The organism is Nonomuraea candida, from assembly GCF_000725485.1.
GTDB classification, from domain to species: Bacteria; Actinomycetota; Actinomycetes; order Streptosporangiales; family Streptosporangiaceae; genus Nonomuraea; species Nonomuraea candida.
Map to the genome: position 1 here is coordinate 118,243 of NZ_JOAG01000003.1, position 26,612 is coordinate 144,854.

The 26,612-nt window shown below is 71.6% G+C and carries 26 protein-coding genes; 7 read left to right on the plus strand and 19 right to left on the minus strand.

The window, feature by feature from the left end:
- Positions 1 to 87: 87 nt before the first annotated feature.
- Positions 88 to 1,050: a hypothetical protein gene (locus IO39_RS00585; protein WP_157547757.1), complete on the minus strand. Its 963-nt coding sequence runs from the start codon at positions 1,048 to 1,050 to the stop codon at positions 88 to 90.
- Positions 1,047 to 1,400: a PadR family transcriptional regulator gene (locus IO39_RS00590; protein ID WP_043614102.1), complete on the minus strand. Its 354-nt coding sequence runs from the start codon at positions 1,398 to 1,400 to the stop codon at positions 1,047 to 1,049. The genes IO39_RS00585 and IO39_RS00590 overlap by 4 nt, the downstream gene beginning before the upstream one ends.
- 193 nt (positions 1,401 to 1,593) lie before the next feature.
- Between IO39_RS00590 and IO39_RS00595 the strand changes: the two genes are divergently transcribed.
- Entirely contained in the window at positions 1,594 to 2,487 is an 894-nt protein-coding gene (locus IO39_RS00595; protein WP_043614103.1) for a class I SAM-dependent methyltransferase, read from the plus strand.
- A gap of 125 nt (positions 2,488 to 2,612) precedes the next feature.
- On the plus strand, positions 2,613 to 4,481 hold the full coding sequence (locus IO39_RS00600; protein ID WP_043614108.1) for an HAD-IIB family hydrolase: 1,869 nt from the start codon (positions 2,613 to 2,615) through the stop codon (positions 4,479 to 4,481).
- Between the two features lie 40 nt (positions 4,482 to 4,521).
- Here the strand turns inward: IO39_RS00600 and IO39_RS00605 are convergent, their stop codons facing one another.
- The 7 genes from IO39_RS00605 to IO39_RS00635 form a co-directional block, all read right to left on the minus strand.
- The gene (locus IO39_RS00605; protein WP_043614110.1) at positions 4,522 to 5,193 is read right to left on the minus strand and encodes a DUF3159 domain-containing protein; all 672 of its coding nucleotides are present in this window, start codon (positions 5,191 to 5,193) and stop codon (positions 4,522 to 4,524) included.
- Positions 5,194 to 5,197: 4 nt separating this feature from the next.
- Positions 5,198 to 5,584: an OB-fold nucleic acid binding domain-containing protein gene (locus IO39_RS00610; protein WP_043614113.1), complete on the minus strand. Its 387-nt coding sequence runs from the start codon at positions 5,582 to 5,584 to the stop codon at positions 5,198 to 5,200.
- A gap of 28 nt (positions 5,585 to 5,612) precedes the next feature.
- Entirely contained in the window at positions 5,613 to 6,260 is a 648-nt protein-coding gene (locus IO39_RS00615; RefSeq protein ID WP_043614117.1) for a DUF3710 domain-containing protein, read from the minus strand.
- A gap of 82 nt (positions 6,261 to 6,342) precedes the next feature.
- Positions 6,343 to 6,783, minus strand: a complete 441-nt coding sequence (gene dut / locus IO39_RS00620) for a dUTP diphosphatase (RefSeq protein WP_043614120.1) — start codon at positions 6,781 to 6,783, stop codon at positions 6,343 to 6,345.
- A complete protein-coding gene (locus tag IO39_RS00625) occupies positions 6,780 to 7,334 on the minus strand; it encodes a PaaI family thioesterase (RefSeq protein ID WP_043614122.1) in 555 nt (184 codons plus the stop codon). Before IO39_RS00625 ends, dut begins: the two co-directional genes overlap by 4 nt.
- Positions 7,335 to 7,378: 44 nt before the next feature.
- Positions 7,379 to 8,638: an AI-2E family transporter gene (locus tag IO39_RS00630; RefSeq protein WP_084772031.1), complete on the minus strand. Its 1,260-nt coding sequence runs from the start codon at positions 8,636 to 8,638 to the stop codon at positions 7,379 to 7,381.
- 146 nt (positions 8,639 to 8,784) lie between these two features.
- Positions 8,785 to 10,002 (minus strand): MFS transporter, encoded by a 1,218-nt coding sequence (locus IO39_RS00635; protein WP_043614125.1) that lies wholly within the window; start codon positions 10,000 to 10,002, stop codon positions 8,785 to 8,787.
- A gap of 57 nt (positions 10,003 to 10,059) precedes the next feature.
- Between IO39_RS00635 and IO39_RS00640 the strand changes: the two genes are divergently transcribed.
- Complete coding sequence (locus IO39_RS00640) at positions 10,060 to 10,599, plus strand: ArsR/SmtB family transcription factor (RefSeq protein ID WP_043614128.1); 540 nt, start codon at positions 10,060 to 10,062, stop codon at positions 10,597 to 10,599.
- Positions 10,600 to 10,743: 144 nt separating this feature from the next.
- Here the strand turns inward: IO39_RS00640 and valS are convergent, their stop codons facing one another.
- Entirely contained in the window at positions 10,744 to 13,260 is a 2,517-nt protein-coding gene (gene valS, locus IO39_RS00645) for a valine--tRNA ligase (protein WP_043614131.1), read from the minus strand.
- Between the two features lie 78 nt (positions 13,261 to 13,338).
- Here valS and IO39_RS00650 point away from each other — a divergent pair, with 78 nt between their 5' ends.
- Positions 13,339 to 13,623, plus strand: a complete 285-nt coding sequence (locus IO39_RS00650) for a DUF4235 domain-containing protein (RefSeq protein WP_043614134.1) — start codon at positions 13,339 to 13,341, stop codon at positions 13,621 to 13,623.
- Here IO39_RS00650 and IO39_RS00655 read toward each other — a convergent pair.
- Genes IO39_RS00655 through IO39_RS00665 form a run of 3 tightly spaced genes read right to left on the minus strand, consistent with a single transcriptional unit; the run spans position 13,556 to position 17,566 of the window.
- Positions 13,556 to 14,989, minus strand: coding sequence for an alpha,alpha-trehalose-phosphate synthase (UDP-forming) (locus IO39_RS00655; protein WP_043614137.1), 1,434 nt, complete (start codon positions 14,987 to 14,989; stop codon positions 13,556 to 13,558). The genes IO39_RS00650 and IO39_RS00655 overlap by 68 nt on opposite strands.
- A gap of 19 nt (positions 14,990 to 15,008) precedes the next feature.
- Positions 15,009 to 16,619 carry an FAD-dependent monooxygenase gene (locus IO39_RS00660; protein WP_084772033.1) on the minus strand — a complete coding sequence of 537 codons (1,611 nt, stop codon included), beginning with the start codon at positions 16,617 to 16,619 and terminating at the stop codon, positions 15,009 to 15,011.
- Entirely contained in the window at positions 16,616 to 17,566 is a 951-nt protein-coding gene (locus IO39_RS00665) for an MBL fold metallo-hydrolase (protein WP_043614140.1), read from the minus strand. The genes IO39_RS00660 and IO39_RS00665 overlap by 4 nt, the downstream gene beginning before the upstream one ends.
- 234 nt (positions 17,567 to 17,800) lie before the next feature.
- Here IO39_RS00665 and paaK point away from each other — a divergent pair, with 234 nt between their 5' ends.
- The gene (gene paaK / locus IO39_RS00670; RefSeq protein ID WP_043614143.1) at positions 17,801 to 19,099 is read left to right on the plus strand and encodes a phenylacetate--CoA ligase PaaK; all 1,299 of its coding nucleotides are present in this window, start codon (positions 17,801 to 17,803) and stop codon (positions 19,097 to 19,099) included.
- Between the two features lie 4 nt (positions 19,100 to 19,103).
- Positions 19,104 to 19,709 carry a TetR/AcrR family transcriptional regulator gene (locus IO39_RS00675; protein WP_043614146.1) on the plus strand — a complete coding sequence of 202 codons (606 nt, stop codon included), beginning with the start codon at positions 19,104 to 19,106 and terminating at the stop codon, positions 19,707 to 19,709.
- Positions 19,710 to 19,794: 85 nt separating this feature from the next.
- On the opposite strand, the gene IO39_RS00680 is transcribed toward IO39_RS00675, so the two are convergent.
- The 4 genes from IO39_RS00680 to IO39_RS00695 all read right to left on the minus strand — a co-directional run bounded on the left by IO39_RS00680 (position 19,795) and on the right by IO39_RS00695 (position 23,280).
- A complete protein-coding gene (locus IO39_RS00680; protein WP_245641746.1) occupies positions 19,795 to 20,622 on the minus strand; it encodes a hypothetical protein in 828 nt (275 codons plus the stop codon).
- Between the two features lie 78 nt (positions 20,623 to 20,700).
- Entirely contained in the window at positions 20,701 to 21,000 is a 300-nt protein-coding gene (locus IO39_RS00685; RefSeq protein WP_020542847.1) for a DUF4193 domain-containing protein, read from the minus strand.
- Positions 21,001 to 21,322: 322 nt separating this feature from the next.
- Positions 21,323 to 22,588 carry a sensor histidine kinase gene (locus tag IO39_RS00690; RefSeq protein ID WP_043614148.1) on the minus strand — a complete coding sequence of 422 codons (1,266 nt, stop codon included), beginning with the start codon at positions 22,586 to 22,588 and terminating at the stop codon, positions 21,323 to 21,325.
- A gap of 38 nt (positions 22,589 to 22,626) precedes the next feature.
- Positions 22,627 to 23,280 (minus strand): response regulator transcription factor, encoded by a 654-nt coding sequence (locus IO39_RS00695; RefSeq protein WP_043614151.1) that lies wholly within the window; start codon positions 23,278 to 23,280, stop codon positions 22,627 to 22,629.
- A gap of 235 nt (positions 23,281 to 23,515) precedes the next feature.
- Here IO39_RS00695 and IO39_RS55840 point away from each other — a divergent pair, with 235 nt between their 5' ends.
- Complete coding sequence (locus IO39_RS55840; protein WP_165974805.1) at positions 23,516 to 23,680, plus strand: hypothetical protein; 165 nt, start codon at positions 23,516 to 23,518, stop codon at positions 23,678 to 23,680.
- 116 nt (positions 23,681 to 23,796) lie between these two features.
- Here the strand turns inward: IO39_RS55840 and IO39_RS00700 are convergent, their stop codons facing one another.
- On the minus strand, positions 23,797 to 24,585 hold the full coding sequence (locus tag IO39_RS00700; protein ID WP_043614154.1) for an inositol monophosphatase family protein: 789 nt from the start codon (positions 24,583 to 24,585) through the stop codon (positions 23,797 to 23,799).
- On the minus strand, positions 24,585 to 26,606 hold the full coding sequence (locus IO39_RS00705; RefSeq protein ID WP_052422289.1) for a S9 family peptidase: 2,022 nt from the start codon (positions 26,604 to 26,606) through the stop codon (positions 24,585 to 24,587). Before IO39_RS00705 ends, IO39_RS00700 begins: the two co-directional genes overlap by 1 nt.
- Positions 26,607 to 26,612 lie beyond the last annotated feature (6 nt).

A 26,612-nucleotide genomic window follows, 5' to 3' on the forward strand; every position in this document is an offset into this window, starting at 1 on the left:
CCGCGCGCGTGGATCAACTGGTTCAGGGGTTCCTCTGGAGCTGTTTACCTCACGCCCTCGTTCGTACCGTCCTGGTCATGGGGAGGCTCAGGGGCTCGGGTCCGCCGCCCGTGAAGGCACGGCCGCGCCCCTGGACAGCCACGCGGTGACGCCCAGCACGGCGGCCGAGAGCGTGGCGAGCAGCACCGTGTTCACCGTCGCGCCGGCCCCCGGCACCCCGCCGGCGATCACCGCCGCCATCGGCGTCAGCGCGAGCACGGCCCGGCGACCGGCGGGCGCGCGCAGCGCCACCACCGTCGCCGTCAGCGCCACCGCGAACGCGACGGGGAGACCCCACCTCCACGCGACCAGGGCGGCCGTGATCGGCAGGCCGAGCGCCACGGCGGTCCAGCCGAGCAGCCGGGACGAGCCCAGCGGGCCGGCGCCCGGCGCGGACGCGACGACGAGCAGCGCGGCGCACAGGACCGCCGGGAGCAGCACGAGCCCCACGCCGTCGAGCTCGGCGGACCGGTCCTTGATCAGGACCACGCCGTCCTCGACCAGGACGACGAACGGCTGCGAGGCGCGCCAGAGGCGGTCCACCGCCTTGACCACCGCGTACGCGACCGCGACCGCCAGCGCCGCCCGGCGCCGCCCGGCCCAGGCCAGCAGGGCCACCAGCCCGTACGGCAGCGCGTACACGACCTGTTCGAGCAGTTCTTGCGCCTCCGGCTCCGCGAATCCGCCCGGCAGCGCCCGCGAACCGAGGACGGCGGCCCGGACGAGCAGGGGGGCGAAGATCGCGAGGGGCGCGACGACGGCGGCGACGTTGACCGCGTCGCGCCAGTGGTGACGCCTGGCCGGGTCGCCGGCCCGGCGCAGGCGGATCGCCAGGCCGCCGCGCAGCACGTCGTACGCGTCCCCGAGCGGCGGCCGCCGCGTGCCGGGCCCGGCCGCGGCGAGCAGCACCGCGATCATCTCGTCGGCGTGCCGCGCCCGGTGCTCCTTCGGGTACGCCGCCAGCAACCTGCGATAACGCCGCTCCAGCCGGGTCATGGGGACCCTCGTCATGCGGCACCCCCCGCCGGCCGGGCCGCCGGTGCGGGGTGCGCCGTCATGCGGCCGCGCAGCCGGGAGGTGGCGGCCTCCAGGTTGCGCCGCAGGTGCTCGGCCTCCTCCGCCAGCCGGGCCTCCCCCGCCGGCGTCAGGCGGTAGTAGCGCCGGGCCCGCCCGTCCACGATCTCCTCGCGTTCGGCCTCGACCAGCCCTTCCCCCTGCAACCGGTCCAGCGCCGCGTACAGCGTGCCGGCCCGCAGCCGCACCCGCTCCTCCGAGATGCGCAGCACGTCGGTGATGATGCCGTAGCCGTGCTGAGGCCCGGCCGCCAGCGCCGTCAGGATCAGGAACGTCGGTTCCTGCATCGCTCGACTTTTCATGCCACCGATATATACCGATGAACTGACTACAAGGCAAGCGGACCCGGGCGGCCGCCGGAATGCGCCTTCAGCTCCGCCGTCGCCAGAGGCGGGGCAGGAAGCGCAGCTTTCGCGCCGATTTCTTGCTTCATAGGCAAGAACGTATGCCGCAGGGGCACAGAGCGCTTAGCGTACAGGCATGACACCGCATGCTAACCAGCACAAATCCGAGCACCAGCACGATCACGGGCACGGTCACGGGCATGGGCACGCTCACGGGCACGGGCACCACGACGAGTCCGGGCAGGCGGACATGCTGGCGCTGGACGCCCTGATCTTCAGCCGGTACGTCGGCGAGGTGACCGCCTGGGCGGAACAGTTCGCTCCCGACAAGCCCGGCAGAGTGGCCGACATCGGGGCCGGCCCCGGCACCTACGGCCTGGCGCTGGCCCGGCGTTTCCCGGACGCCGAACTGGTCGCCATCGACCGGTTGCCGGTGATGCTCGACCGCATCCGCGCGACCGCCCGCGAGCAGGGCCTGGACGACCGGCTGCGCGTCGTACAGGCCGACCTGGACGCCGGCTGGCCCGCCGTGACCGGCGTGGACGTCGCCTGGGCGGCCTCGTCGATGCACCACCTCACCGACCCCGACCGGCTGCTCCGCGAGCTCCGCCCGGCGCTGAACCCCGGCGGCCTGCTCGCGATCACCGAGATGAGCGGGATGCCGTACTTCCTCCCCGACGACCTGGGCCTGGGCCGGCCCGGCCTGGAGGAGCGCTGCCACGAGGCGGTGGCGGGGTTCGGCTGGAACGCCTACCCGGACTGGCAGGTCAACCTGGAACGCGCCGGATACGAGCCGGTCGGCCGCCGCACCTACGCCATCGAGGCGAGCAGCCCCGCGCCCGCCGTCCAGCGGTACGCGCGCGCCGTCCTGAGCGGCTTCCGCTCGGTCCTCGCCGACCTGCTGACCGCCGAGGACCTCGACGTCCTCGACCGCCTGCTGTCCCCCGACGGCCCGGAGTCGCTCACCCACCGTGACCTGACGGCGCGTGGCGAGCGCACCGTCTGGGCCGCCCGCCGCCCTCGCGACTGAATCGGGGCGCATCCGCATGAACGGCGGGCACCGGGCAGAGGGGGATGATGCCGAACGGGTCAAAGTTCACCTCCCTTTCACCCGCCCAGCCGGATGCCCGCCCTCCTGCGGGTAAGGGGAGCACCATGCGCTACAACGTCCTGGCCTGCGACTATGACGAGACCCTGGCCCGGGGTGGCCAGGTGGACGAGGAGACGATCAAGGCGTTGGAGCGGCTGTCCCGCGCCGGCGTGACGCTGCTGCTGGTCACCGGGCGCGAGCTGGACGACCTGCTCTCCGTCTTCCCGCATCCCGCCCTGTTCGACCTGATCGTGGCCGAGAACGGCGGTCTCCTGTACGACCCCCGCCAGCGCACCTGCGACGCCCTGGCCGCCCCGCCGCCGCCCGAGCTGGCCGACCGGCTGCGCGGCGAAGGGGTGAGCCCGCTGGGCATCGGGCAGGTGCTGATCGCCACGCGCGAGCCCCACGACGTCCAGGTCCAGGCGGCGATCCGCGAGCTGGGCCTGGAGCTGCAGGTCATCTACAACAAGGGCGCGGTCATGGTGCTGCCCGCCGGCGTGAACAAGGCCACCGGCCTGGCCGCCGCCCTCGACCGCCTGTCCATGTCGCCGCACAGCACGGTCGCGGTCGGCGACGGTGAGAACGACCACGCCTTCCTGACTGCCGCCGAGTGCGGCGCCGCCGTCGCCAACGCGCTGCCCGCGCTCAAGAACGCCTGCGACGTCTGCCTGGAGGGTGAGAACGGCCGCGGCGTGACCGAGCTGACCGCGAAGCTGCTGTCGGGCGACCTCGACACCCTGGAACTGCCCCGCCACCACGTCCTCCTCGGCCACGCCGGCGGCGACGGGGAGGCCGGCGCCGGCCGGGACCGCGAGGAAGGCGGCGAGGGCGGGCCGAGCAGGACCGGCAGGGCCGGCGCGGAAGCGCGGGGCGGCGGGGGAGGCGGTGCGGCGAGGCCGGTCACGGACGACGGCGACGGCGAGGTGCGGCTGCCCACGTACGGTCTCGGCCTGCTCGTCGCCGGCCCCTCCGGCAGCGGCAAGTCCACCGTCACCACCGCCCTGCTCGAACGCCTCACCGGCGCCAGCTACCAGTGCGTGATCGTCGACCCGGAGGGCGACTACGCCGAGTATCCCGGCGTCACCGTGCTCGGCGACCCGGACCGGGTGCCGGCCGTGGACGAGGTCCTGCACGTGCTGGAGCAGCCCGCCCACAGCGTCGTGATCAACCTGATCGGCCTGCAGCTGCGCGACCGCCCGGCGTACTTCGCCGAGCTGCTGCCCCGGCTGACCGCGCTGCGCGCCAGGCTGGGGCATCCGCACTGGCTGATCCTCGACGAGGCCCACCACCTCATGCCCGCCGAGATCCGGCACGTCCCGCTCCAGCAGGCCGGCGACGTCGGCGCGCTGCTGATGATCACGGTGCATCCCGACGCGATGAGCCCGGAGGCGTTGCGGCTGGTCAACGCCACGATCGCGGTGGGCAAGGACCCGGAGAACACGCTGGCCGCCTTCGCCGCCGCGCGCGGCCTGGAGCCGCCCGCGCTGCGCCCCGCTCCGGCGGGCGACCTCGCCCTGTGGCTCGAAGAGGCCGGGTACGCGCGCCGCCTCACCCTCGCCCCCGCCCGCGCCGAACGCACCCGCCACCGCCGCAAGTACGCGGCCGGCACGATGGCCAAGGACAAGAGCTTCTACTTCACCGGCCCGCAGGACCGGCTGCGGCTGCGGGCCAGGAACCTGCACACGTTCGTCGAACTGGCCGAGGGCGTGGACGACGACACCTGGCTGCACCACCTCCGCCGCGGCGACTACTCGGGGTGGATCCGGGGCAGCCTGGGCGACGACGAGCTGGCGGAGGAGGTGGCGGCGGTGGAACGCGAGGAGGCCGGCATCGCGCCGCAGGAGAGCCGGCGGCGCGTCGCCGACCTCATCAACGCGCGTTACACCCTCCCCGCCGAACCCACCGCCTTCGACCCCGACCACGAGGACCGCTGACCGCCCCGTGCCCGGGCCCTGAGCGGGCCCGGGTCGGGGGTCAGGCGGGGGCGACGGGTGGCTTGATCGGGGTGCGGCCGCGGCCGAGCACCCACAACATGGCCGCCAGCGCCGCCACCTGCAACGGCCAGCCCATGACGATCTTGGCGAACCCGAGCGCCGCCACCGCCTGATCACCGCCGCCGAACAGGTAGACCGGCCCCTGCACCGCCACCCGGACCGCGCACGGCAGCATGAGCAGCCAGGTCAGCCGGACGCACAACTTCACGATGCCCGCGTCCTTGTGCCAACCCGTCGGATCACCGGTGACCGAGCCGATCAGGAACCCCACGACCGGCCACCGGGTGACGATCGAGATCAGCATCGCCACCGCGTAACCGGCGTTGTAGAGGATGCCGGGCAGGAAGTAGTCTTTCGCGTCGCCCGTGCGGCTGGCGAAGAACGCGCCGATCGCGATGCCGATCAGGCTGTTGATCACGAACTGCGGCGTGGAGCGCTGGATGATCCGCACCAGGAGCAGCAGGACCGACAGCGAGACGCTGATGATGAGCGACAGCTTCAGATCTTCGGTGAAGATCCAGGACAGCGTGAACGCGATGGTCGGGACCGCCGCCTCGATGATGCCGCGCACCCCGCCGAACGCCTTGGCGAGCTGTGCTCGCACCGCGGCCTCGACGGTGTCATGGGCGACCTCTTCCGCCTCAGCACTCACCTGATCAACTCCCTGGGCGCAGCTCGTAACGCGGATTGAACATCACCTTGCGCCCGTCCTGCATGCTGACCAGGCCTTCGGCCTTGACCGTGCGGCCGGGCTCGATTCCGGCGATCTTGCGGCGGCCGAGCCAGACCAGGTCGATCACGTCGGACCCGTCGTAGAGCTCGGCCTCCAGAGCGGGGGCGCCACCCCTGGGACGCAGAGTGACCGTACGTAGCGTACCCGCCACGCAGAAGCGGCGGCGCCCGCCACACGAGACGATCGGGGTCGCGCCGACCTCGTCGGCGTCCTCCCGGAGTTCCTGGGCCTCGATCTCGGACTGGCTGGTGGCCAGCCTGCTGAAGAACCCGCGCAATCCCCCACGTTTAGGGGGCTCTGCCGTACTCATGATGCATCAGCCTATGTGATGTCAGCTCTTAGCGAATCTCACTGATTTCAGGTCCTCGTTTGAACGGGTTGAGCCCGGGCCGCTCGGCCTGCTCGCTCGCCTGATCGCTCGCCTGCTCGTTGGGCCGGCGCAGCGGGATCGGCTCCTCCCGCGCCATCGGCTCGTCACCGCGCACGACCACGACGTCCCTGATGAAGTCGATGTACGCCGCCGCGACCGTGTCGTCCACCGCCGCCTTGCCCGCGATGACCGCGAGCAGGAACCAGCGGGGGCCGTCGATGCCCAGGTAGCGGGCCGGCCGGCTCTCGCCCTCGACCCGCATCTCGCCGGCCAGCTCGCTGCCGAACGGCCCCTCGCGCTCCTCCAGGTGCTTGGCCTGGGCGAGGATCTTGGTCTTCACCTCGTCCCACAGGCCGGAGCTGCGCGGCGCGGCCAGGGCCTGGAGCTGCAGCGAGCTCTCGTCGTACAGGACGACGACGCCGACGTGCTGGTCTCCCAGCGAGGCCAGGCGCACGTCGAAGTCGGGGTTGTGGGGCAGCCGCAGGCCGCCCAGATCGATGCGGTCGCTCTCCGGGTGGGGCTCGTCGGCGTCCCACGGGCCGGACTCTCGCGTGGGCGCGGCCTGCTCCTGCTCGACCGCCTGCTCCGGCTGCTCACGACGACGACGTCGGAACACGTTCCTCACTCTCCCTGCTCGTCGGGCCGCTCACGGGCCCGTTGTACGTCGGGCCCGTGACGGGCCCCTTCCTGCCCACCGGTCAACGCCCCGTGGACCCGAACCCGTTCGCGCCCCGCGCGGACTCGGGCAGCCGCCCGGCCTCGACGAAGGCGACCCGCTCCACCTGCTGGATCACGAGCTGCGCCACCCGGTCGCCCCGCCGCAGCCGGAACGGCTCCTTGAGGTCGGTGTTGATCAGCGTCACCCTGATCTCGCCCCGGTAGCCGGCGTCCACCGTGCCGGGCGCGTTGACCAGCGTGACGCCGTGTCTGGCCGCCAGCCCGGAGCGCGGATGCACGAACGCGGCGTAGCCGTCGGGCAGCGCGATCGCCACGCCGGTGCCGACCACGGCCCGCTCGCCGGGCATCAGCTCCGCGTCCTCGGCCGCGTAGAGGTCGGCCCCCGCGTCGCCCGGGTGGGCGTAGGACGGCATCGGCAGCCCGGGGTCGAGCCGCTGGATGAGGACCTCTGTCCTGGTCAAGGATTCACCTCGTAGTCCTGGTGTTCGGCGGCGATGGCGGCCAGATCGCCGTGCTTGGCGAAGTGTTCCATGTTCACCTCGATGAACAGCGCTGCCGCGCGGACGGCGACCGGCCCGTCTGGAGCGCCGATGCGCCCCTCAGCCTCAAGGTACGCCTTTCTGCCCGCGATGCCGTTGCACCAGGCACGCAGGTGGAGTGTCGTGCCCACGGGAACGGGGAGGAGGTAGTCGGTCTCCAGCCGTCCCGTCACATAAGGCTTGTGGAACAGGTAGACGGACATGCCGATGACCTCGTCCATGGCGGCGGCCAGCACGCCGCCGTGCGCCAGCCTGGGCGCGCCCTGGTGTGCCTCCCCCACCGTGAACTCCGCCTCGACGGTCGCGCCGTCGGGCGTCCTGGCCGTGAGGTGCAGCCCGGTCGGATGGCCGGCGCCGCAGCCGAAGCACTGACTGTAGTGGGAGCCCAGCGTGCTGCCCGGCGCCGGCGCGGCGGGGTGCGCGGCGGGCGTCTCGGCGTGCGGTGGCGGGGTGGTGAGGGAGGAACGAGTCACGGGTGACGAGGTTACTCCGTGTCGCCCCCGCCCCCGTCCACGCGCTATCGCGACACGACGGCCCCATCGCGCCACCGCCATCCCCGGGCGTCGCTCCGGCCCGGCACGCTGTCGTCACGCGGAGGCCGGCCGTCGTCGCCCCGGAGCCGGCCGTCGTCGCTCCGCAGGTCGTCGTCGCCGCCGAACCCGCCGTCGTCAGGGCCCGGCGGATCGCCGCCCGGCGGGGCGTCGCCATGGCCGGGTGGCAGCTCGGGTGTCTGGTGCCGGAGCTCGGGCAGCGCGCGGTAGATCACCGCCGCCACCGGCACGGCCACGGCCGCTCCCGCGATGCCCGCCAGGATGCCGCCGATGGCCAGCACGAGGATGATCGCCAGCGGGTGGAAGTTGAGCGCCCGCCCCACGATCAGCGGCTGCAGCACGTGGTTTTCGAGCTGCTGCTCCACGATGAGGATGCCGAGGAAGATCAGCGCGTAGACGAGCCCCTTGGCGCCCAGCGTGACCAGGGTGGCGACGGTGCCGGCGAAGAAGATGCCGACGATGGGGATGAAACTGGCGAAGAAGATCAGCACGGCCAGCGGCGCCCAGAGCGGCACGCCCATCCCGGCCAGCACGATCCCCATGATCAGCCCGTGCACCGCGGCCACCGCCACCGTGCCCTGGACGTAGTGGGAGAGCGTGGTCCACGCGGCCCGCCCCGCCCGGTCGACGCGCGGCGCCACCCCGCCGAACGCCTTCAGGAACCACGCCCAGATCCGGTCGCCGTCCTTGAGCAGGAAGAACGTCACGAACAGCAGCAGCACGATGGACGCGAGCACCTCGAAGGCCACCGCGCCGGCCGACAGCACGGTGCCGGTGATGGCCGTGCGCTGCGCGTTGACCATGGCCGCGATCTCGTCGACGTAGCCCGTGATCTGCGCTTCCTTCAGGTGCAGGGGGCCGGTGATCAGCCACTCCTGCACGGCCCTGGCCGTCTCCTGGACCTGCTTGACCAGGTTGGGGAACTCCTCGCTGGCGCGCGCGCCCACCAGCCAGCCCGTGCCGGCGAGCACGGCCAGGGCCACCAGCATGGTGATCCAGGTGGCGTAGATGGGGCGCATGCCGGCGTTGCGCAGGCCCCTGGTCAGCGGGAACAGCAGGGCGGTCAGCAGGAGCGCGATCGCCACGGGCAGCGCCACGAACGCCAGGCGGGCGATCACCTGGGCGAGGAAGTAGACGACCACGCCGACGAGGATCAGGCACCCGGCCCAGGCGGCCATCCTGGCCAGCACGGGCGGCACGAGCTTGGTGGGGCGGTCGGACAGCACGTGTTCAAGACTGGCACGTCCGGAGCCGGGATGCGCGCGGATAACCGTCCGGGCAGCTGAGAGCGTAAAGAAGCGGCAATCCGGGGAGCCGCGAGATCGGGTCTGTGCAGAGGGCGGCGGGCGTGTCACCGTCGTGCCCATGAAGATCAGGCGGCGGGCAGCTCCCGCATCGTGCGCAGGGGCGAGGCGAACACCCACAGGAACGCCAGGCACGTCCCCGTGGCGGCCACCAGCAGCGCGTTCCTGACCCCGATCGCCTCGCTCAGCGCCCCGCCGATCACGCCGCCGACCGGCATCGTCCCCCACACCAGGAAGCGGATGGTGGCGTTCATGCGGCCGAGCATCGGCTCGGGCGTGATGGCCTGGCGGAAGCTGAGCTGGGTGACGTTGAAGACGACCGCGCCGGCCCCGGAGCAGAACTGGAAGACCACGAACAGCCCCAGCCGCCAGTCGGCCTCGACCAGCGGCACCAGGAACATCAGCGGCGCGGGCAGCGCCATGGCCAGCCAGATCGTCGGCCCCTGCCCGAAGCGCCGGGCCACCCGCCGGTTGACCATCGCTCCCACGACGCCTCCGAGCCCGCCGGTGGCCAGGAGCAGCCCGATGGCGCCCGCCGCCAGCCCTAGCTCCCTGGCCAGCAGGAGCAGGATCGCGGGCTGCGCCATGGTGGCGAACAGGTTGGCGGTGGCCGCGCAGCCGGCGATGCGCCGCAGCAGCCGGTGGCCGAACACGAACCTGACGCCCTCCCCGATCTCCCCGGCCAGGTGGGTGCGCGAGCGCCCGGGACGCGGCTCGCGCCTGCGGATGGCGCCCAGGCACAGGGCCGACCAGGCGTAGCCGGCCACGGTGACGGCGAGCGCGAACGGCGCGGTGAGGAGCTGCACGAGGTAGCCGCCCAGGCCGGGCCCGCCGAGCTGCGCCACCGTGCGCACCCCCTCCAGCAGCGAGTTCCCCTCGACCAGCCGCTCGCGCCCGACGAGGTGCGGCAGATAGCTCTGGTACGCCGCGTCGAAGAACACGGTGCACACCCCGAGCACGAGCGCCACGGCGTAGAGCTGGTGGATCGTCAGCACGTCCAGCCACCAGGCCGCCGGCACGGAGGCCAGCGCCAGGGCCCGCGCCCAGTCGGCGACGATCAGCACGGCGCGCTTGCGCAGCCGGTCCACGATCGCCCCGGCGGGCAGCCCGATCACCGCGAAGGCCACCGTCTGGCAGGCGGCCAGCAGGCCCACCTCGAACGACGAGGCGTGCAGCGCCGACACCGCGACCAGCGGCAGGGCCAGCAGGAGCAGCTGGCCGCCGACCTGGCTGGCGCTGTCGGCCAGGAAGAGGCCGCGGAAGTCGTGCTCGCGCAACAAACCCATGGCGGGCCAGCATTCATGACCGATTTATTAAAGTCAACCGGTTATAGGCTGCCTGCCATGGGCACCAAACGCCGCCCCGCCACCGAGGCCGAGGCCCGGGCGCTGGCCTCCTCCGTACGACTGCGCATCCTGCGCCTGTGCCTGGACCGGGCACTGACCAACAAGGAGATCGCCGACCGCCTCGGCGCCAACCCCGCCACGACCCTCCACCACGTGCGCAAGCTGGTCCAGACCGACTTCCTGGCCGCCGAGCCGAGCCGCCCGGGGCCGCGCGGCTCCACCGAGATCCCCTACCGGGCCACCGGCAAGTCCTGGGACATGGACGTGCGCGAGAGCGGGGTGACCGGCGCCAACGCCGCGATCCTCGACGCCTTCCTGGAGGAGCTCAAGCTGGTGGACATCGAGGAGGGCGACTTCGCCAGGCTGGGCCTGCGGCTGACCGCCGAGGGATACGACGAGCTGCACACGCGGCTGCAGGAGGTGTTCGACGAGTTCCGGGTCCGCCGGCCGCCGCCGGACGGGCAGGCGTACTCGTTGTTCGTCGCCCTCCACCGCGACGTCGCCCGCGACACCGCACCACCCCCGGGCGACGCCTGACCCGAAGAAAGACGCTGACCCGAGAAACACGGGAAACGCCGGCCACCCCGGCGAGACCGGGGGCGGCCGGCGTCAGGACCTGAAGGACCTGAAGAGCCTGAAGGACCTCAAAGACCTCAAAGACCTCAAGGACCTGAAAGGGCCTCAGCCCAGGTGCACCTCGACCTTCAGCTCCTCACCGTGGTCCAGCACGAACTCCTCGACGTTGCCCGCCGCGCACAGGTCGTCGGCCGCCTGCCGCACCAGCTCGACGTCGGGCGTCCACACGGTCAGCCGCGACACCTCGGCCCGCATCGACACCTTGGCCTCCGACTTGGCCTTGCGCACCTGCCCGAGCACCTCGGAGGCCACGGCCAGCACCGCCGGGTCGCCCGCGCCCCGCTCGGCGACCGGCCAGGAGGCGCGGTGCACCGAGCCCTCGCGCCACCACGACCACACCTCCTCGGTCACGAACGGCAGGAACGGCGCGAACAGCCGCAGCAGCGTGTCGAGCGCCTGCCGCAGCGCCGCGTGCGCGGACGCGGAGGCGCCGCCGGACTCGTAGGCCCGGGCCTTGACCAGCTCCAGGTAGTCGTCGCAGAACGACCAGAAGAAGCGCTCCACTGCCTCGATGGCCCGGGTGTGGTCGTAGCCCTCGAACGCCTCGGTGACCTCCCGCACCGTGTCGGACAGCACCGCCAGCATGGACAGGTCGAGCGGCTCGGTGACGTCGGCGGCGCCGGCGTCGCCGGCGGCCAGGCCCAGCACGAACTTCGAGGCGTTCAGGATCTTGATGGCCAGCCGCCGCCCGATCTTGAGCTGCCCCGCGTCGAACGCGGTGTCGACGCCGTAGCGGCCGTTGGCCGCCCAGTAGCGCACCGCGTCGGAGCCGTGCTGCGCGAGCAGGTCGAGCGGGGTGACCACGTTGCCCTTGGACTTGGACATCTTCTTGCGGTCGGGGTCGAGGATCCATCCCGAGATCGCCACGTCGCTCCACGGCAGCCCGTCGAACTCGTAGTGCGACCTGACCACGGTCGAGAACAGCCAGGTGCGGATGATCTCGTGGGCCTGCGAGCGCAGGTCGGCGGGGTAGACCCGCTGGAACAGGTCGTCGTCGGTGCCCCAGCGGCCGGCGATCTGCGGCGTCAGCGACGAGGTGGCCCAGGTGTCCATGACGTCGGGGTCGGCCATGAACCCGCCGGGCACGCCGCGCTGCTCCTCGGTGTAGCCGGGCGGCACGTCGGAGGACGGGTCGACCGGCAGCATGTCCTCGGTGGGCAGGATGGGCGCGTCGTGGACGGGCTGCCCCGACTCGTCGATCGGATACCACACCGGGATCGGCACGCCGAAGAAGCGCTGGCGGGAGATCAGCCAGTCGCTGGTGAGCCCCTCGACCCAGTTGTCGTAGCGCACCCGCATGTGCGGCGGATGCCAGCGCAGCTCGGCGCCGCGCTCCAGGAGCCGCCGGCGCAGCTCCTGGTCGCGCCCGCCGTTGCGGATGTACCACTGCCGGGTGGTGACGATCTCCAGGGGCTTGTCGCCCCGCTCGTAGAACTTCACCGGGCGCTTCACGGGCTTCGGCTCGCCGTCGAGGTCGCCGGACTCGCGCAGCAGCTCCACGATGCGCTCGCGGGCGCTGTGCACGGTCTTGCCCGCCAGCTCTTTGTACGGCTCCGCCTCCACGCCCTCCGGCGGCTCGGGCAGCAGCCGCCCGTCCCAGCCGATGACCGGCCGGGTGGGCAGGTGCAGCTCCCGCCACCAGGTGACGTCGGTGATGTCGCCGAACGTGCAGATCATCGCGATGCCGGTGCCCTTGTCGGGCTCGGCCAGGCGGTGGGCCAGCACCGGCACCTCGACCCCGAACAGCGGCGTCAGCACCGAGGTGCCGAACAGGTCCCGGTAACGCTCGTCGTCAGGGTGCGCGACCAGCGCCACGCAGGCCGGGATCAGCTCGGGCCGGGTCGTCTCGATCCAGACCGGCCCCTTCTCGCCGTAGAAGGAGACCTTGTGGAAGGCGCCGGGCCACTCGCGGTCCTCCAGCTCGGCCTGGGCCACGGCGGTGCGGAAGGTGACGTCCCACAGCGTCGGGGCCTCGGAGAGGTAGGCCTCGCCGCGCAGCAGGTTGCGCAGGAACGCGCGCTGCGACACCGCCCGCGACTCGTCGCCGATGGTGGTGTAGAGCAGCGACCAGTCCACCGACAGGCCGACCCGCCGCCACACCTCCTCGAACGCCCGCTCGTCGATGGCGGTCAGCTGGTGGCACAGCTCGACGAAGTTGCGCCGGGAGATCGAGATCTCCCGCTTGCCGGGCTTGTCGGGCGGGGTGAAGTCGGGGTCGTAGGGCAGGGCCGGGTCGCAGCGCACGCCGTAGACGTTCTGCACGCGCCGCTCGGTGGGCAGGCCGTTGTCGTCCCAGCCGATGGGGTAGAACACGGCCTTGCCGATCATCCGCTGGTAGCGGGCCATGATGTCGGTGTGGGTGTAGGAGAAGACGTGACCGACGTGCAGCGAGCCCGACACGGTCGGGGGCGGCGTGTCGATGGAGAAGACCTGCTCGCGCGGCCTGGACCGGTCGAAGCGGTAGGTGCCCTCGTCTTCCCAGCGAGCTACCCATACCTGCTCCAAGCCGTCGAGAGTCGGCTTGTCGGGCATGGAGGCATGGCGTAGTCGCTGTTGAGTCATGCCTCCTTATGGTACGGCTTCGCGGGCACGCGAAGCGGTAGAGACTAGTGTTCGTTACAAAGGGGAAGGGAGATCGACATGGCGGAGGACAAGCCCGATATCGCCTGGCGGGTCGTCGGTGGCCTGGTGGGTCTGGTGACGGCATGGGCGGCGCGCAAGGCCCTGGGGTTCGCCTGGAAGAAGGCGACCGGCAAGGAGCCGCCCATCGACACCGAGTCGCCCGAGGTGAGCATGGGCGAGGCGATCGGTTACGCCGTCGTCATGGGCGTGGGCATGTCGGTGGCGCAGATCGTGGTCAACCGGACCGCCAAGAAGCGTTACGACGCGTGGAAGTCTCTGAAGCAGGTGACTCCAGGGCAGTGAGAAACTCACTCGCCCAGCGGTCCACGTCGTAGGTGGCGACCCGGCGGCGCATCGTGCGCATCCGCCGGGCCAGCTCGTGCGGCGTGGCCCGCATCGCCGCCAGCATCTGGCGCTTGACGTCCTCCACGTCATAGGGGTTGACCAGATACGCCTGCCGCAGCTCGTCGGCGGCCCCGGTGAACTCGCTGAGCACCAGCGCGCCGTGCAGGTCGTGGTGGCAGGAGACATACTCCTTGGCCACCAGGTTCATGCCGTCGCGCAGGGGCGTGACGACCATGACGTCGGCGGCCAGGTAGAGCGCGGCCAGCTCCTGGTGGTCGTAGGACTGGTGGAAATACCACACCGGCTGGTAGCCGAGCTGGGCGTGCTCCCCGTTGATCCGGCCGACCTGCAGCTCGATGTCGTCGCGCAGCTTCCGGTACTCGTCCACCCGCTCCCTGCTGGGCGTGGCGATCTGCACGAACACCGCCTCGCCCGACCGCAGCCGGCCGTCGTTGAGCAGCTCGCCGAACGCCTCCAGCCGCTGCCCGATGCCCTTGGTGTAGTCGAGCCGGTCCACGCCGAGCAGCACGTGCTCGGGGTCGCCCAGCTCCGCCCTGATCTCCTTGGCCCTGGCCACGACGTGCGGCTCGCGCACGAGCGAGTCGAGCTGCGCGAAGTCCACGGAGATCGGGAAGGCCTGCGTGGTCACCACCCGGTCGTCGAGGAAGATCTCGTTCCCCTTGTACGGCAGCCCGAGCAGCCTGCGGCACAACCTGCGGAAGTTGGAGGCCCCGCCGGGCAGCTGGAAGCCCACCAGGTCGGCCCCGAGCAGCCCTTCGACCAGGTCCTTGCGCCACGGCAGCCGCCAGAACAGCTCGGTCGGCGGGAACGGGATGTGCAGGAAGAACCCGATGCGCAGGTCGGGCCGGAGCCGGCGCAGCATGGCGGGCACGAGCTGGAGCTGGTAGTCCTGCACCCACACCACGGCGCCTTCCTCGGCGGCCTCGGCGGCCGCGTCGGCGAAGCGCTCGTTGACCGAGCGGTAGGTCTCCCACATCTCCCGGTCGAACACCGGCGGCGCGACCACGTCGTGGTAGAGCGGCCAGAGGGTGGCGTTGGAGAAGCCCTCGTAGTAGAGCTCCACCTCGCGGGCCGACAGCGGCACGGGGATCAGGCTCATCCCGTCCTGCTCGAACGGCTCCAGCTTCTCGTCGGGAGCCCCGTGCCAGCCGGCCCAGGCTCCGTGGCGGCGCTGCATCACCGGCGCTATCGCGGTGACGAGTCCGCCGGGGCTCCTGCGCCACGAGGCCGTTCCGTCAGGCTCGATCGTGCGGTCCACCGGCAACCGGTTCGCGACGATCAGAAACGAGCTACGGCCACTCACGCAGTCCTCCTCTATGGGGTCATATGTCAGCAGAGCCGCCGAGCGCGCGGCTCACGGCGACCGCCACCGACTCCGGCCCCGCATGGGGGACGATCGCGGCGATATGGGAGTCGGGCCTGATGAGCCATGCCTCATCCGGCCCCGCGCCGAGCCTCTCAGCGAGCGAGCCAGTCCCATCCATCTCCGCGAGCCCGCGTACGGCGAGCGGCGCCCTAATGACCTTGCCCAGGACCTGCGCAAACAAACCCGAATCGCACATATCGCCCAGAAGGACGAGGAACCCGTCCCTGGTGTGCCGGCGCAGCCGGCCTCCGGGCAGCGGCACGTCGGGCACGATGACGCCGGGCGCCGGAGCGCACGTCGCCCCCTTCGGCGGCCGGCCCGCGAAGGGGCGCGACGGCTCGGGGGTGGTCAGCGGCGAGTCCACGTACCAGAAGGGCTCGGCGAAGCGCCCCGAGTCCACCTCGGCGACGCGCCCGCCCTCCAGCACCGCCCGCCGGTGCATGCGCTCCTCCACGCTCCTGGGCGCCAGGAAGCGCATGGTGGCGGCGGTGACCTCCAGGTTCTCCCGCGCCGCCGCGTGCCGCTCGGCATGGTACGACTCCAGCAGCTCCTCCCCCGCCCACCCGTTGAGCACGAAGGCCAGCTTCCAGGCGGCGTTCTCGGCGTCGGGCACGCCGGAGTTGAGCCCGCGCGCTCCGAACGGGGCCACCAGGTGGGCGCAGTCGCCCGCCAGCAGGACCCGGCCGACGCGCATGCGGGAGGCGAGGCGCGAGTGGAAGCGGTAGGTGCTGTGCCACAGCAGCTCGTAGGGCCGGTCCCCGATGATCTGCCGGATCTTGCGCGCGATGTCGGTCTCGGTGGGGATGAAGTCCGGCGCGATCTGCCAGTCCACCCGGTAGGTGCCCCCGGGGCACGGGTGGATCAGCACCTGGCGGCCGGGGTTCCAGACCGGGTCGAAGTAGAAGCGCCGCTCGTTCTCCCACCCCGGCAGGTCGGCCTTGATGTCGCAGATCAGGAACTGGTCGTCGAACGTCTCCCCGGTGAAGGCCACCCCCAGCGCCGCGCGCAGCGCCTGGGCCCTGGCGCCCGCGCAGAGCAGCACGTACGGCGCGCGCAGCGGCCGCCGGCCGCAGTGCACGGTGACGCCGGAGCCGTCCTGGGTCAGGCCCGTCACCTCGTGCTCCCAGCGCACCTCGATCAGCGGCTGGGCGGCGATGGCCGCGTCGAGGAGCTGCTCGGTGCGGGTCTGGGAGATGTTCACGCACGCCGGCAGCGGCCCCTCGCGCTCGAAGGACCAGGAGAACAGCTCGCGGTCGCGGTAGTACGTGCGCGCCGTGGTCCAGGCCAGCCCTTCCTCGGCCACCGCGCCCGCGCCTGCGGCGGCCCAGATGTCGAGCACGTCGCGCTGCTGGCAGATGGACTTCGACCCGCCGCTCCCCCGCCCCGGGCGCTGGTCCAGGACCAGCACCTGGACGCCCCAGCGGGCCAGCAGCAGCGCCGCGCTCTGCCCGACCGGCCCGGCCCCGATCACGATGACCTGGGCGTCGTTCCCGGCCCCCGCGTTCCCGGCCCCGGCCTTCCTGTCCCCGGCCTTCCTGACCCCGGCGTTCCCGGCCCCGGCGTTCATGACTGCAGCTCGTCCCACACCTGACGGTCGCGCTCGGCGGTCCACACGCGCGGCCGCTCGACGCCGTGCAACTCGTCCCAGAGCCTGGAGACGTTGAACGGCAGGCAGTGCTCGAAGATCGGCCAGCGGCCGTAACGCGGCTCCAGGGCCCGGTGCGTACGCTCGAACGCCTCCTTCACCGACCCCGCCGCGCCCACCTCGCGCAGCATCACGGTCAGGAAGTCGCGGGTCTGCCCGATGGCCGCCTCGACGCCCTCCTTGCCCCTGGCCACCGCGCCCCTGCCGCCGACCAGCGTCTCGGCCCCGAACGAGGCGACCCGGTCGAGCGTGCCCGAGGACCAGTCGCGGTGGAAGGCGTCGCCGGTGTAGAGGGCCGCCTGCGACTCGACCAGGTCGCCGGCGAACAGGATGCGCCGCCCGGGCAGCCAGGCCACCAGGTCGCCCTCGGTGTGGCCGCGCCCGCAGTACTGCAGGACGAGGTCGCCGCGCCCGCCGCCCAGGTCGATGGTGAACCGGTCGCTGAACGTGGCGGTCGGCCAGGTCAGGCCGGGGATCGAGGCGGGCTCGCGGAACAGGCGGGGCATCCGGGCGTACTCGCTGGCCCAGTCCTGCTCGCCGCGCTCGGCGATCAGCTCGCGGGTCTTCTCGTGGGCGACGATCACGTCCGCGCCGAACGCCGAGGCGCCCAGCACCCTGACCGCGTGGTAGTGCGACAGCACCAGGTATCGGACCGGCTTGCCGGTGTGCTCGCGCAGCCGGTCCAGCCAGGCGCGGGCGGCCACCGGCGTGGCCAGCGCCTCGAAGCAGACGAGGAAGTCCTCGCCCTCGATCGCGCCGACGTTGGGGTCGCCCTCGGCGGTGAGCGCGTACACGCCGTCCGCGAGCACCTCCAGGGACTGCCGCTTCTCACCGAGATCCGCCGATGAGGCGAACGGCTTGGTCGCCATCGCTCCTCCTCCCGCTCAGGCCCGCGAGGTCGCCGGGCGGCTCTGACAGGGCAGGACATACCCCGGCAGCCTCCCTTGCGTCACGCGGGACCGCACAGGCCGTCCCGTCCCGGCGCTCTTGACAGGGAAGTCCGGACGGTGATTTGTTTACCGAACATTCGGTCAGTTGACAAGGGAGGCCGGCGCGTACGGTCAGGTGGCCGCGGAGGTCCGCGGCCGGAGCCGGGAGTTCAGGTGAGACTCGGAGATCCCCCCGCACCGCACGAGTTCGACGCGATCGAGCGCGTGTCCCGTGACGAGCTCATGGCGCTCCAGCTCGGACGCCTGCAGCGCACCCTCCACCACGCCTACCAGAACGTCCCGCTCTACCGGGAGAAGTTCGATCAGGCGGGCGTGCACCCGAGCGACTGCAAGGAGCTCGCCGACCTGGCGAAGTTCCCCTTCACCACCAAGCAGGACCTGCGCGACTCCTACCCGTTCGGCATGTTCGCCGTGCCGCGCGAGCGGGTGGCCAGGATCCACGCCTCCAGCGGCACCACCGGCCGGCCCACCGTGGTGGGCTACACCAAGAAGGACATCGACGTCTGGGCCGACGTCATGGCCCGCTCGATCCGCGCCTCGGGCGGGCGGCCGGGCGACCTGGTGCACGTGATCTACGGGTACGGCCTGTTCACCGGCGGGCTGGGCGCGCACTACGGGGCCGAGCGGCTGGGCTGCACCGTGGTGCCGGTCTCCGGGGGCATGACGCCGCGGCAGGTGCGGCTCATCGAGGACTTCCGGCCCGACATCGTCATGGTGACGCCGTCGTACATGCTGGCCCTGCTGGACGAGTTCGAGGCCCAGGGCCTCGACCCGCGCACCGCCTCGCCGCGCATCGGCATCTTCGGCGCCGAGCCGTGGACCGAGAAGATGCGCGCCGAGATCGAGGACCGCTTCGACCTGCACGCCGTGGACATCTACGGCCTGTCGGAGGTGATGGGCCCCGGCGTGGCCAACGAGTGCGTCGAGAGCAAGGACGGGCTGCACGTCTGGGAGGACCACTTCTACCCCGAGACCGTCGACCCGTTCACCGGCGAGCCCGCGCAGGCGGGCGAGCTGGTCTTCACCAGCCTCACCAAGGAGGCCATGCCGGTCATCCGCTACCGCACCCGCGACCTGACCCGGCTGCTGCCCGGCACCGCCAGGCCGGCCTTCCGGCGGATGGAGAAGGTGACCGGCCGCACCGACGACATGATCATCCTGCGCGGCGTGAACGTGTTCCCGACCCAGATCGAGGAGCTGGTGCTGGCCGTCGAGGGCCTGTCGCCGCACTTCCAGCTCCACCTGACCCGCCCGGCGCGGCTCGACGTGATGACGGTCAGGGTCGAGGCGCGCCCCGGCTTCGAGGGGGGACGCGCGGAGGCCGGCCGGATCCTGCGCAAGGCCGTCAAGGACCGCGTGGGGGTGAGCGTGGAGGTCGAGGTGGTGGACCCGGAGACGCTGGAACGGTCGGTGGGCAAGCTCAAACGAGTCATCGACAAGCGGAATAATTGACGCCATGGCCTCCCCGAACGCCGTCAGACGGCGCAGGCGCGGGCACGACCCCGAGTCCGTGCTGTCCATCGCCGTGGGCGTGTTCAACGAGCGCGGCTACGACGGCACGAGCATGGAAGATCTGGCCAGGGCGCTCGGCGTGACCAAGTCGGCGATCTACTACCACGTCCCGGGCAAGGAGCAGCTCCTCGCCCGGGCGCTCGACCGGGCGCTGGACGGCCTCCTGGAGCTGGTGGCCGACGAGCGCGCCGCCCCGGGGCCGGCCGTCGACCGGCTGGAGCGGGTGGTGCGGCGCAGCGTGCGCATCCTCGTCGACCGCCTGCCCTACGTGACGCTGCTGCTGCGGGTGCGCGGCAACAGCGCCACCGAGCAGGCGGCGCTGGAGCGGCGGCGGGAGTTCGACCGGTTCATCAGCCGGCTGGTCACCGAGGCGGCGGCGGAGGGCGGCATCCGGGCCGACGTGGACCCGGCGCTGGTGACGCGGCTGCTGTTCGGGGCGGTGACCTCGATCGCGGAGTGGTATCAACCCGCCCGTGGCGCCTCGGCCGACGACCTGGCCGACGCGCTCCTCAAGATCACCTTCACCGGGCTGCGCACCCGGGCGGCCTGAGTCGCGGGGGATGGAGGCACGCCGGGAGCGGCGTGCGGGTGGCGACCAGGGGCCCGCGGAGCCGAGGGGGTCAGCTCGTCGGAGCCTAGGGGGTCAGCTCGTCGCGCGCCGTGGGATCGACCTCGCGCCCGTGCCCGGCGGAGGGCAGCGGCCGCTTGCCGCGCAGGTCGTCGCGGATGGCCTCGCCCAGCTTCTTGGTGGCCATGCGGTTGAGCGCGCCGCCGGCGATGGCGCCGGTCAGGAAGGGCCCGAAAGTGGTCAGGTGGCGGCCGAGCGTGCGCATGAGGCGGTTGCGCAGGGCCGTCTTGGTGGCCGCGCCGAGCGCCAGGGAGACGGACGCGGGGGCCAGCGGGTCGATGCCGCGCTGTTTGGCCCAGGCGGCGGTGAAGGCGACGGCGCGCTGGGCGCCGGAGCCCTGGACGCGTACGCCATAGACCTCGTGCAGCTCGGCCAGCAGCTTGACCTCGATGGCGGCGACGACGATGGTCTCGGCGACGAGCTGGGCGGGAGCGGAGAGCAGGAGGGGTGGCGCGGCGAACTGCGCCGCGGCAAGTGCTCCGCCGATGGCGCCGACCGTCATCGTGGCCTTCTGGGCGGTGCGCACCAGGTCGTCGGCCAGCTCTTCGCCGGTCAGCCCATGATGATGCTCGGCAAGGGTGTGCAGATCCCGGATCGGGATGCGCGGCGCGATGTTGAGGAAGACGTCGGCCAGCCAGCGGCCCCGGCCCGCGCCGGTCGCCCGGGCCCGCTTCGCCCCTGCGGACAGCGCCTGGGCTAGTCGGCCGAGCAGCCTGCGCCGCTCGGCCGGCTCGAGCTCACCCGGAGCGGTGAGCTTTCCTACGAGCTCGCCGACCTCACGATCGGGGTCGGCGATCTCGCTGCCTGGTTGCTGGTCTTTCTCTGGTTCCGCCACGCGATGCCTCCTTGTCTCTTGGTCGCGACCGCTCAGGTGAGTTTCCCGCCCCTCCCCCGAGCCGTTTCGCTCCAGGAATCAGGCGGCGCACTCCCGGCATACCTGCTGACCGTTCTTCTCGGAGGCCAGCTGGCTGCGGTGGTGCACCAGGAAGCAGCGCGAGCAGGTGAACTCGTCGGCCTGGCGGGGAATCACCCGCAGCGAGAGCTCTTCGTTCGACAGATCCGCACCGGGCAGCTCAAGCGACTCGGCCAGGTCGGTCTCATCGATGTCGATGCTGCCGGACGACTTGTCGGTGCGCCGCGCCTGGAGTTCCTGAAGGCTGTCCTCCCCCAGGTCGTCGTCTGTCTTGCGCGGGCTGTCGTAGTCGGTAGCCATGGTGCTTACTCCATCCCCCTCATCCATATGTGTTCGCGCTCATCGCGCGTCTTCTAACGTCCGGGAAGCCCATCTTGTGCCCGCTCCGTCGGGGAGATTTCCCATCGGTACCCCGGGGAAACGGACCACGAACCTCCCAACACGTCAGGGCCTGCTGCCGACGGCAATGGTTAGCCAAATATGGCGAAACCCACAGCCTTGGCGTCATGCACCACCGTGTTCGACGGCACATCCAACCACATGTGCGGCGTGGATGAGACGCCCCCCGTGCCACAACACGCGCATCAATACTCGGACGAACGCGCCGGAACGACACGATCGGTCAGCGCCTCGGCAAGCTGATGGTCACGACAAGCCCTCCGCCATCACGCGGCACGGCGGTGACGTTACCGCCGTGCGCCTGCACCACCGCACGGACGATGGACAGTCCGAGGCCCGATCCCTTGGCCGAATCCACACGGTCCGCGTGGAGCCTCCTGAAGGGCTCGAACAGGCTGTTCACCTCGTACGCCGGTACATGCTGTCCAGTGTTGGCCACCTGAACAACCAAGGCACCGTCCGCCATTCCCGTGCGGATCCAGACTTTTCCGTTTTCGGGAATGTTGTACTTCACAGCGTTCTCAAGCAGGTTGCTGACCGAGCGCTCCAAGAGCACCGGATCGCCTATGGTAGGCGCGCTGACCAGTTCGGTGGTGACGGTTACGCCGTGCTCTTCGGCGAAGGCGGCCACCTGTTCCACGGCCGTCTGCGCGACGTCCTTGACGTCCACCGGTTTGCGCACGGCCAGCTCGCGTTCGCTCCTGGCGAGCAGCAGCAGCCCCTCGATGAGCTTCTCGTTGCGCGCGTTGACCTCAAGGAGGGTACGCCCGAGCGCCTTCAGGTCCTGCGACGCCTCCGGGTCCGACAGGGCGATCTCCAGGACCGTCCGGTTGATGGTGAGGGGGGTGCGCAGCTCGTGGGAGGCGTTGGCCACGAACCTGCGCTGGGTGTCGAAGGCGACGTTGAGCCGGGTCAGCATGGCGTCGAAGGTGTCGGCCAGCTCCTTCAGCTCGTCGTTGGGCCCCTCCAGGGCGATGCGCTGGTGGGCCAGCGTGCTCTCCGACAGCTTCTTGGCCGTCGCGGTCATCCTGGCCACGGGCCGCATCGCCCGGTCGGCCACGATGTAACCGATGATGAGCGACAGGATGCCCACGCCGACCAGCGCCATCACGGAGCTGGTGAGCAGGGCGTCCCTGGCGTCCTGCACCGCCTCCTTCTGGAAGGTGCTCATCGCGGCCTGGAGCTGCTCGTCGAAGCCGGGCTGCGGGAAGTTGGTTCTGATGACCGGCCACGCGCTGCTGATGGCGTTGCCGACGATGGCGTACATCGACAACAGCAGCACGGCCGCCGCCGCGAACACGAGCGCGCCATAGGTCAGCGTCAGCCGCCACCTGATGCTGACCTTGGCCGGGAGCTCTTTCACACGTTCCATGGTGGACCGCTGGGCGGGCTGCTGCGCCGGCGGAGGAGGGCCGTCCCAGGCGGGCGGCCCGGTGGGCGGCGGTGCCTGCACGCGCGTCGCCTTCCTCGCGGAGTGCGGGCTGATCATCGGATGCGTCGGGCCCGCTTCGCGCTCTGGCCGTTCACTCACAACTTGTACCCAACCCCGGGCACGGTCTCGATCACCTGAGGCTCGCCCAGCTTCTTCCGCAGCGTCATCATGGTCACGCGGACCACGTTGGTGAAGGGATCGATGTTCTCGTCCCAGGCCTTGTCCAGCAGGTCCTCCTGGCTGACCACGGCCCCTTCGGCGCGCATCAGCTCCTCCAGGACCGCGAACTCCTTCTTGGTCAGCACGACCTCCCGGCCGTCGCGCTCCACCAGCCGCTTGCCGGGGTCGAGCCGGATGCCGGCGCGCTCCAGCACGGGCGGCAGGGCGGGGGCGGAGCGGCGGCCGAGCGCGCGGACCCGGGCGACCAGCTCGATGAACACGAACGGCTTGGCGAGATAGTCGTCGGCCCCCAGACCGAGCCCCTCCACCTTGTCGTCCACGTCGCCCGACGCGGTCAGCATGAGGATCCGCGAGGCCGTGCGCTGCTCCACCAGCCGGCGGCACACCTCGTCGCCGTGCACGACCGGCAGGTCACGGTCGAGCACGATCACGTCGTAGTCGATGTAGGAGGTCCGTTCGAGGGCGCCGCCGCCGTCGTAGGCCACGTCGACCGCCATGGCCTCGCGCCGCAGCCCGGTCGCGATCGCATCGGCGAGCACCCGCTCATCCTCTACAACCAGCACTCGCACGCCTGGTACACCTCTCTCCGATTCTGGTCACTCATTCTGCCCACAGCCTCGATAAGCGCACGGTAAGGCATGTTCGGGAGGCTCCGGTCCAAGCGTGAGCCAGGCCACCCGGAAATTCATGTTTCGGAGGGCGACAGGCCGGGGTATGCCTGCGGGACACCCCTTGCCCGGTCTTCATCCGGCAATGGGAGACTTCGCCCCCTGCACGAGTCGAAACCCCCAGAGAGTAGGTGAGATGGGCGAGTTCACGACCACGATCGAGCACCGCCTGGACCAGGCTTACAAGGGCCTTCGGGAGGCCCGCAGCGTCGGCGACGACTACCTCGCCGACACCCTCACCGCCGAGATCGAGGACCTGCGCCGGCTGGCCGACGATCACGGCATCCCGTTGCCCCGCTAGCCCCACGCGAAACGGCCGGAGCCTTTCCGGCTCCGGCCGTCTCGCGGCTCACCCCGCCTGCCCCGGCGAGCGGCCCACCACGGTGGCGCTCCCCGCGTCAGGGGGGTGACAGGTGGTCAGGCGTCGCGCTCGGGATCGAGCGGTGCCAGCAGGTCGTGCAGTTCGTCGAACAGCCCCGGGGCCGCGCACAGCGCGAATTCGGGGCTGACCGGCCTGCCGTGCAGCCCGCCGAGCCGGGCCCCCGACTCGGTGGCCACCAGCCCGGCCGCGGCGAAGTCCCAGTGGTTGACGCCGCGCTCGTAGTACGCGTCCACCCGACCCGCCGCCAGCGAGCACAGGTCCACCGCGCACGAGCCGCCGCGCCGGATGTCGCGCACGCGCGGCAGCACCTCGGCCACCACCCGCCCCTGCGCCGCCCGGCGGTCCTTGGCGTAGCCGAAGCCCGTGGCGACCAGCGCCTGCGCCAGCGGCACGCCGGTGTTGCAGCGCAGCCGCTCGCCGCCCAGATGGGCGCCCTCGCCCAGCGCCGCGGTGAAGACCTCGCCGCGCGGCACCACGTTGACGACGCCGGCCACGACCCGGCCGCCGACCTCGACGGCGATCGAGACCGCCCAGTCCGGCAGGCCGTACAGGAAGTTGACGGTGCCGTCGATCGGGTCGACGATCCAGCGCACGTCGGACGCGCCCGGCTCTTCGCCGCCCTCCTCGCCGAGGATGCGGTCGCCGGGCCTGGCGGCCAGGATGCGCTCGCGGATGAGCTCTTCCGAGGCCTTGTCCAGCGCGGTGACCACGTCGGTGGGGCTGGACTTGGTCTCGACCTCCTCCGACATCGTGGGCCGCTTGGCCAGCAGCATCTCGCCGGCCTCGCGGGCGATGTCCTCGGCCAGTCTCAGGAAGTCCGTCATCAGGCCACCGAGTCCGGGCGCTTCCACTCCTGGCCGAGCACGTGCTGGCCGAGGAAGGCCAGGACGGTCTCGTACCAGGCGACGATGTTGCCGGGCTTGAGGATCCAGTGGTTCTCGTCGGGGAAGTACAGGAACTTGGAGTCGACCTCGGTGCGCCGCAGGTCCCACCACAGCCGCAGGGCCTCGCCGATCGGCACCCGGTAGTCCTTGTCGCCGTGGATGACGAGCATCGGGGTGGTGATCCGGTCGAGGGCGTTGTGCGGGGACAGCAGGGCGTAGCGCTCGGCGCCGGGCAGGCCGAACTCGCGCTGCCAGTACATCGCGGCGTCGGTGGTGCCGCCGAACTGGTCGAGGTTCCACAGCGAGGCGTGGGTGACGATGGCCTTGTAGCGGTCGGTGTGGCCGGCCAGCCAGTTGGCCATGTAACCGCCGAAGGAGCCGCCCATCGCGGCGATGCGCTCGCTGTCGATGTCGTCCCTGGCCAGGGTGGCGTCCACGATCGCGTCGAGGTCGGCCTGGGTGCGCGGGCCCCAGTTGCCCCAGCCGCGGTCGATCATCTCCTGGCCGTAGCCGGTGGACATGCAGGGATCGGGCATGAGGACGGCGTACCCGTGCTGGGCCAGGATCCACGACTGCCAGCGCCACTGCCAGTCGTTCCAGGAGCCGATCGGGCCGCCGTGGATGAACATCACGAACGGCGCGGGGTTGGCGGCGGAGGCGCCCTCGGGCAGGGCCAGCCAGCCGCGGATGGTGGCGCCGTCGTCGGCGGTGGCGGTGACCTCGGTCAGCGTGCCGGGCACCTCGGGGCGCGGCGCGGGCGAGGGCAGGTCGGCGATCTCGCCGGTGGCGGCGTCGATCCTGGCCGGGGCGGGCGCGAGGTTGACGGCGCTGCGCAGCGCGTAGACCCAGCGGCCGTCGGGCGAGGGGTTGAGGCCGAGGTAGGAGGAGTCGTCGCGGGTGAGCCTGACCGCCTCGCCCTCCAGCGGGACGCGGAAGATCGGGCGGCGGCCCTGGTGGTCGGCGGCGATGTAGACGGCCGACGAGTCGGGGGCCCAGTCGATGTCCGAGGGGAACAGGTCGGGCGCGTACGCGCGGCCCTGGCCGGTGGCCAGGTCGGCGATCCACAACTCGCTGCGCGCCGAGACCTCCAGGCCGGTGAGCCGGTCGCGGGAGCAGGCGATCCTGGTGCCGTCGGGAGAGATCGCGAGCGGCCCGGTGAAGTCGTGGGCCTCGTCCGACAGCAGCACGCGCCGCTCGCCGGTGGCGACGTCGATGGCCACCAGGTCGGTGCGCCACTCGCCCCTGGGCAGGTAGTTGCGCCAGGTGGTGATCACGGTCGCGCCGTCGGGGGTCAGCTCGAAGCCGCCCTCGCGCAGCGCGTCGCCCGCGTCGGGGGTCAGGTCGCGCACGTCCTCCAGCCGGTCGGCGCCGAGCCTGGCCGCGAACAGCCGGGGGCGACCGGGGCCGAGGTCGTGGTCCCAGTAACGCACGGGGTAGCCCTCGTGCAGGATGGCGCTGATCCCGGCGTCCTTGCGGGCCTTGCGCTTGTCCTCGTCGGCCGACTCCTCGCCGTCGAGCACGTCGGAGACGAAGACGACCACGTCGCCGGCCGTGCGCACGGCGCCGATGCCGCCGGGCCTGGTGGCCACCTGGCGGGCCTCGCCGCCGGCGCGGGGCAGCAGCCACAGCGCGGGGACCTCGTCGCCGCCGTCCTTGACCGTGGGGTCGGGGCGGGCGGAGGTGAACAGCAGGTCGCCCGCGGTGGTGAAGACGCCGGCGGACTCGCCCTTGGCCGACCGGGTCAGCCGGTACGGCTCGCCGTCCACCGGAACGGCCCAGAGCGCGGTGCCGTACGACTTGCCGTCGGGGTTGAGGGACTGAACGGTGGAGACCAGCCTGGAGCCATCGGGCGAGAGCCGCAAGGAGAGGACGCGGGGAATTGCCACATAGTCACGAATGTCGTTGAATGCGCTCACTCGATCGAACCTACCTCGCGGGCCGGACCGCCGACACTCCCCCATAGGGTT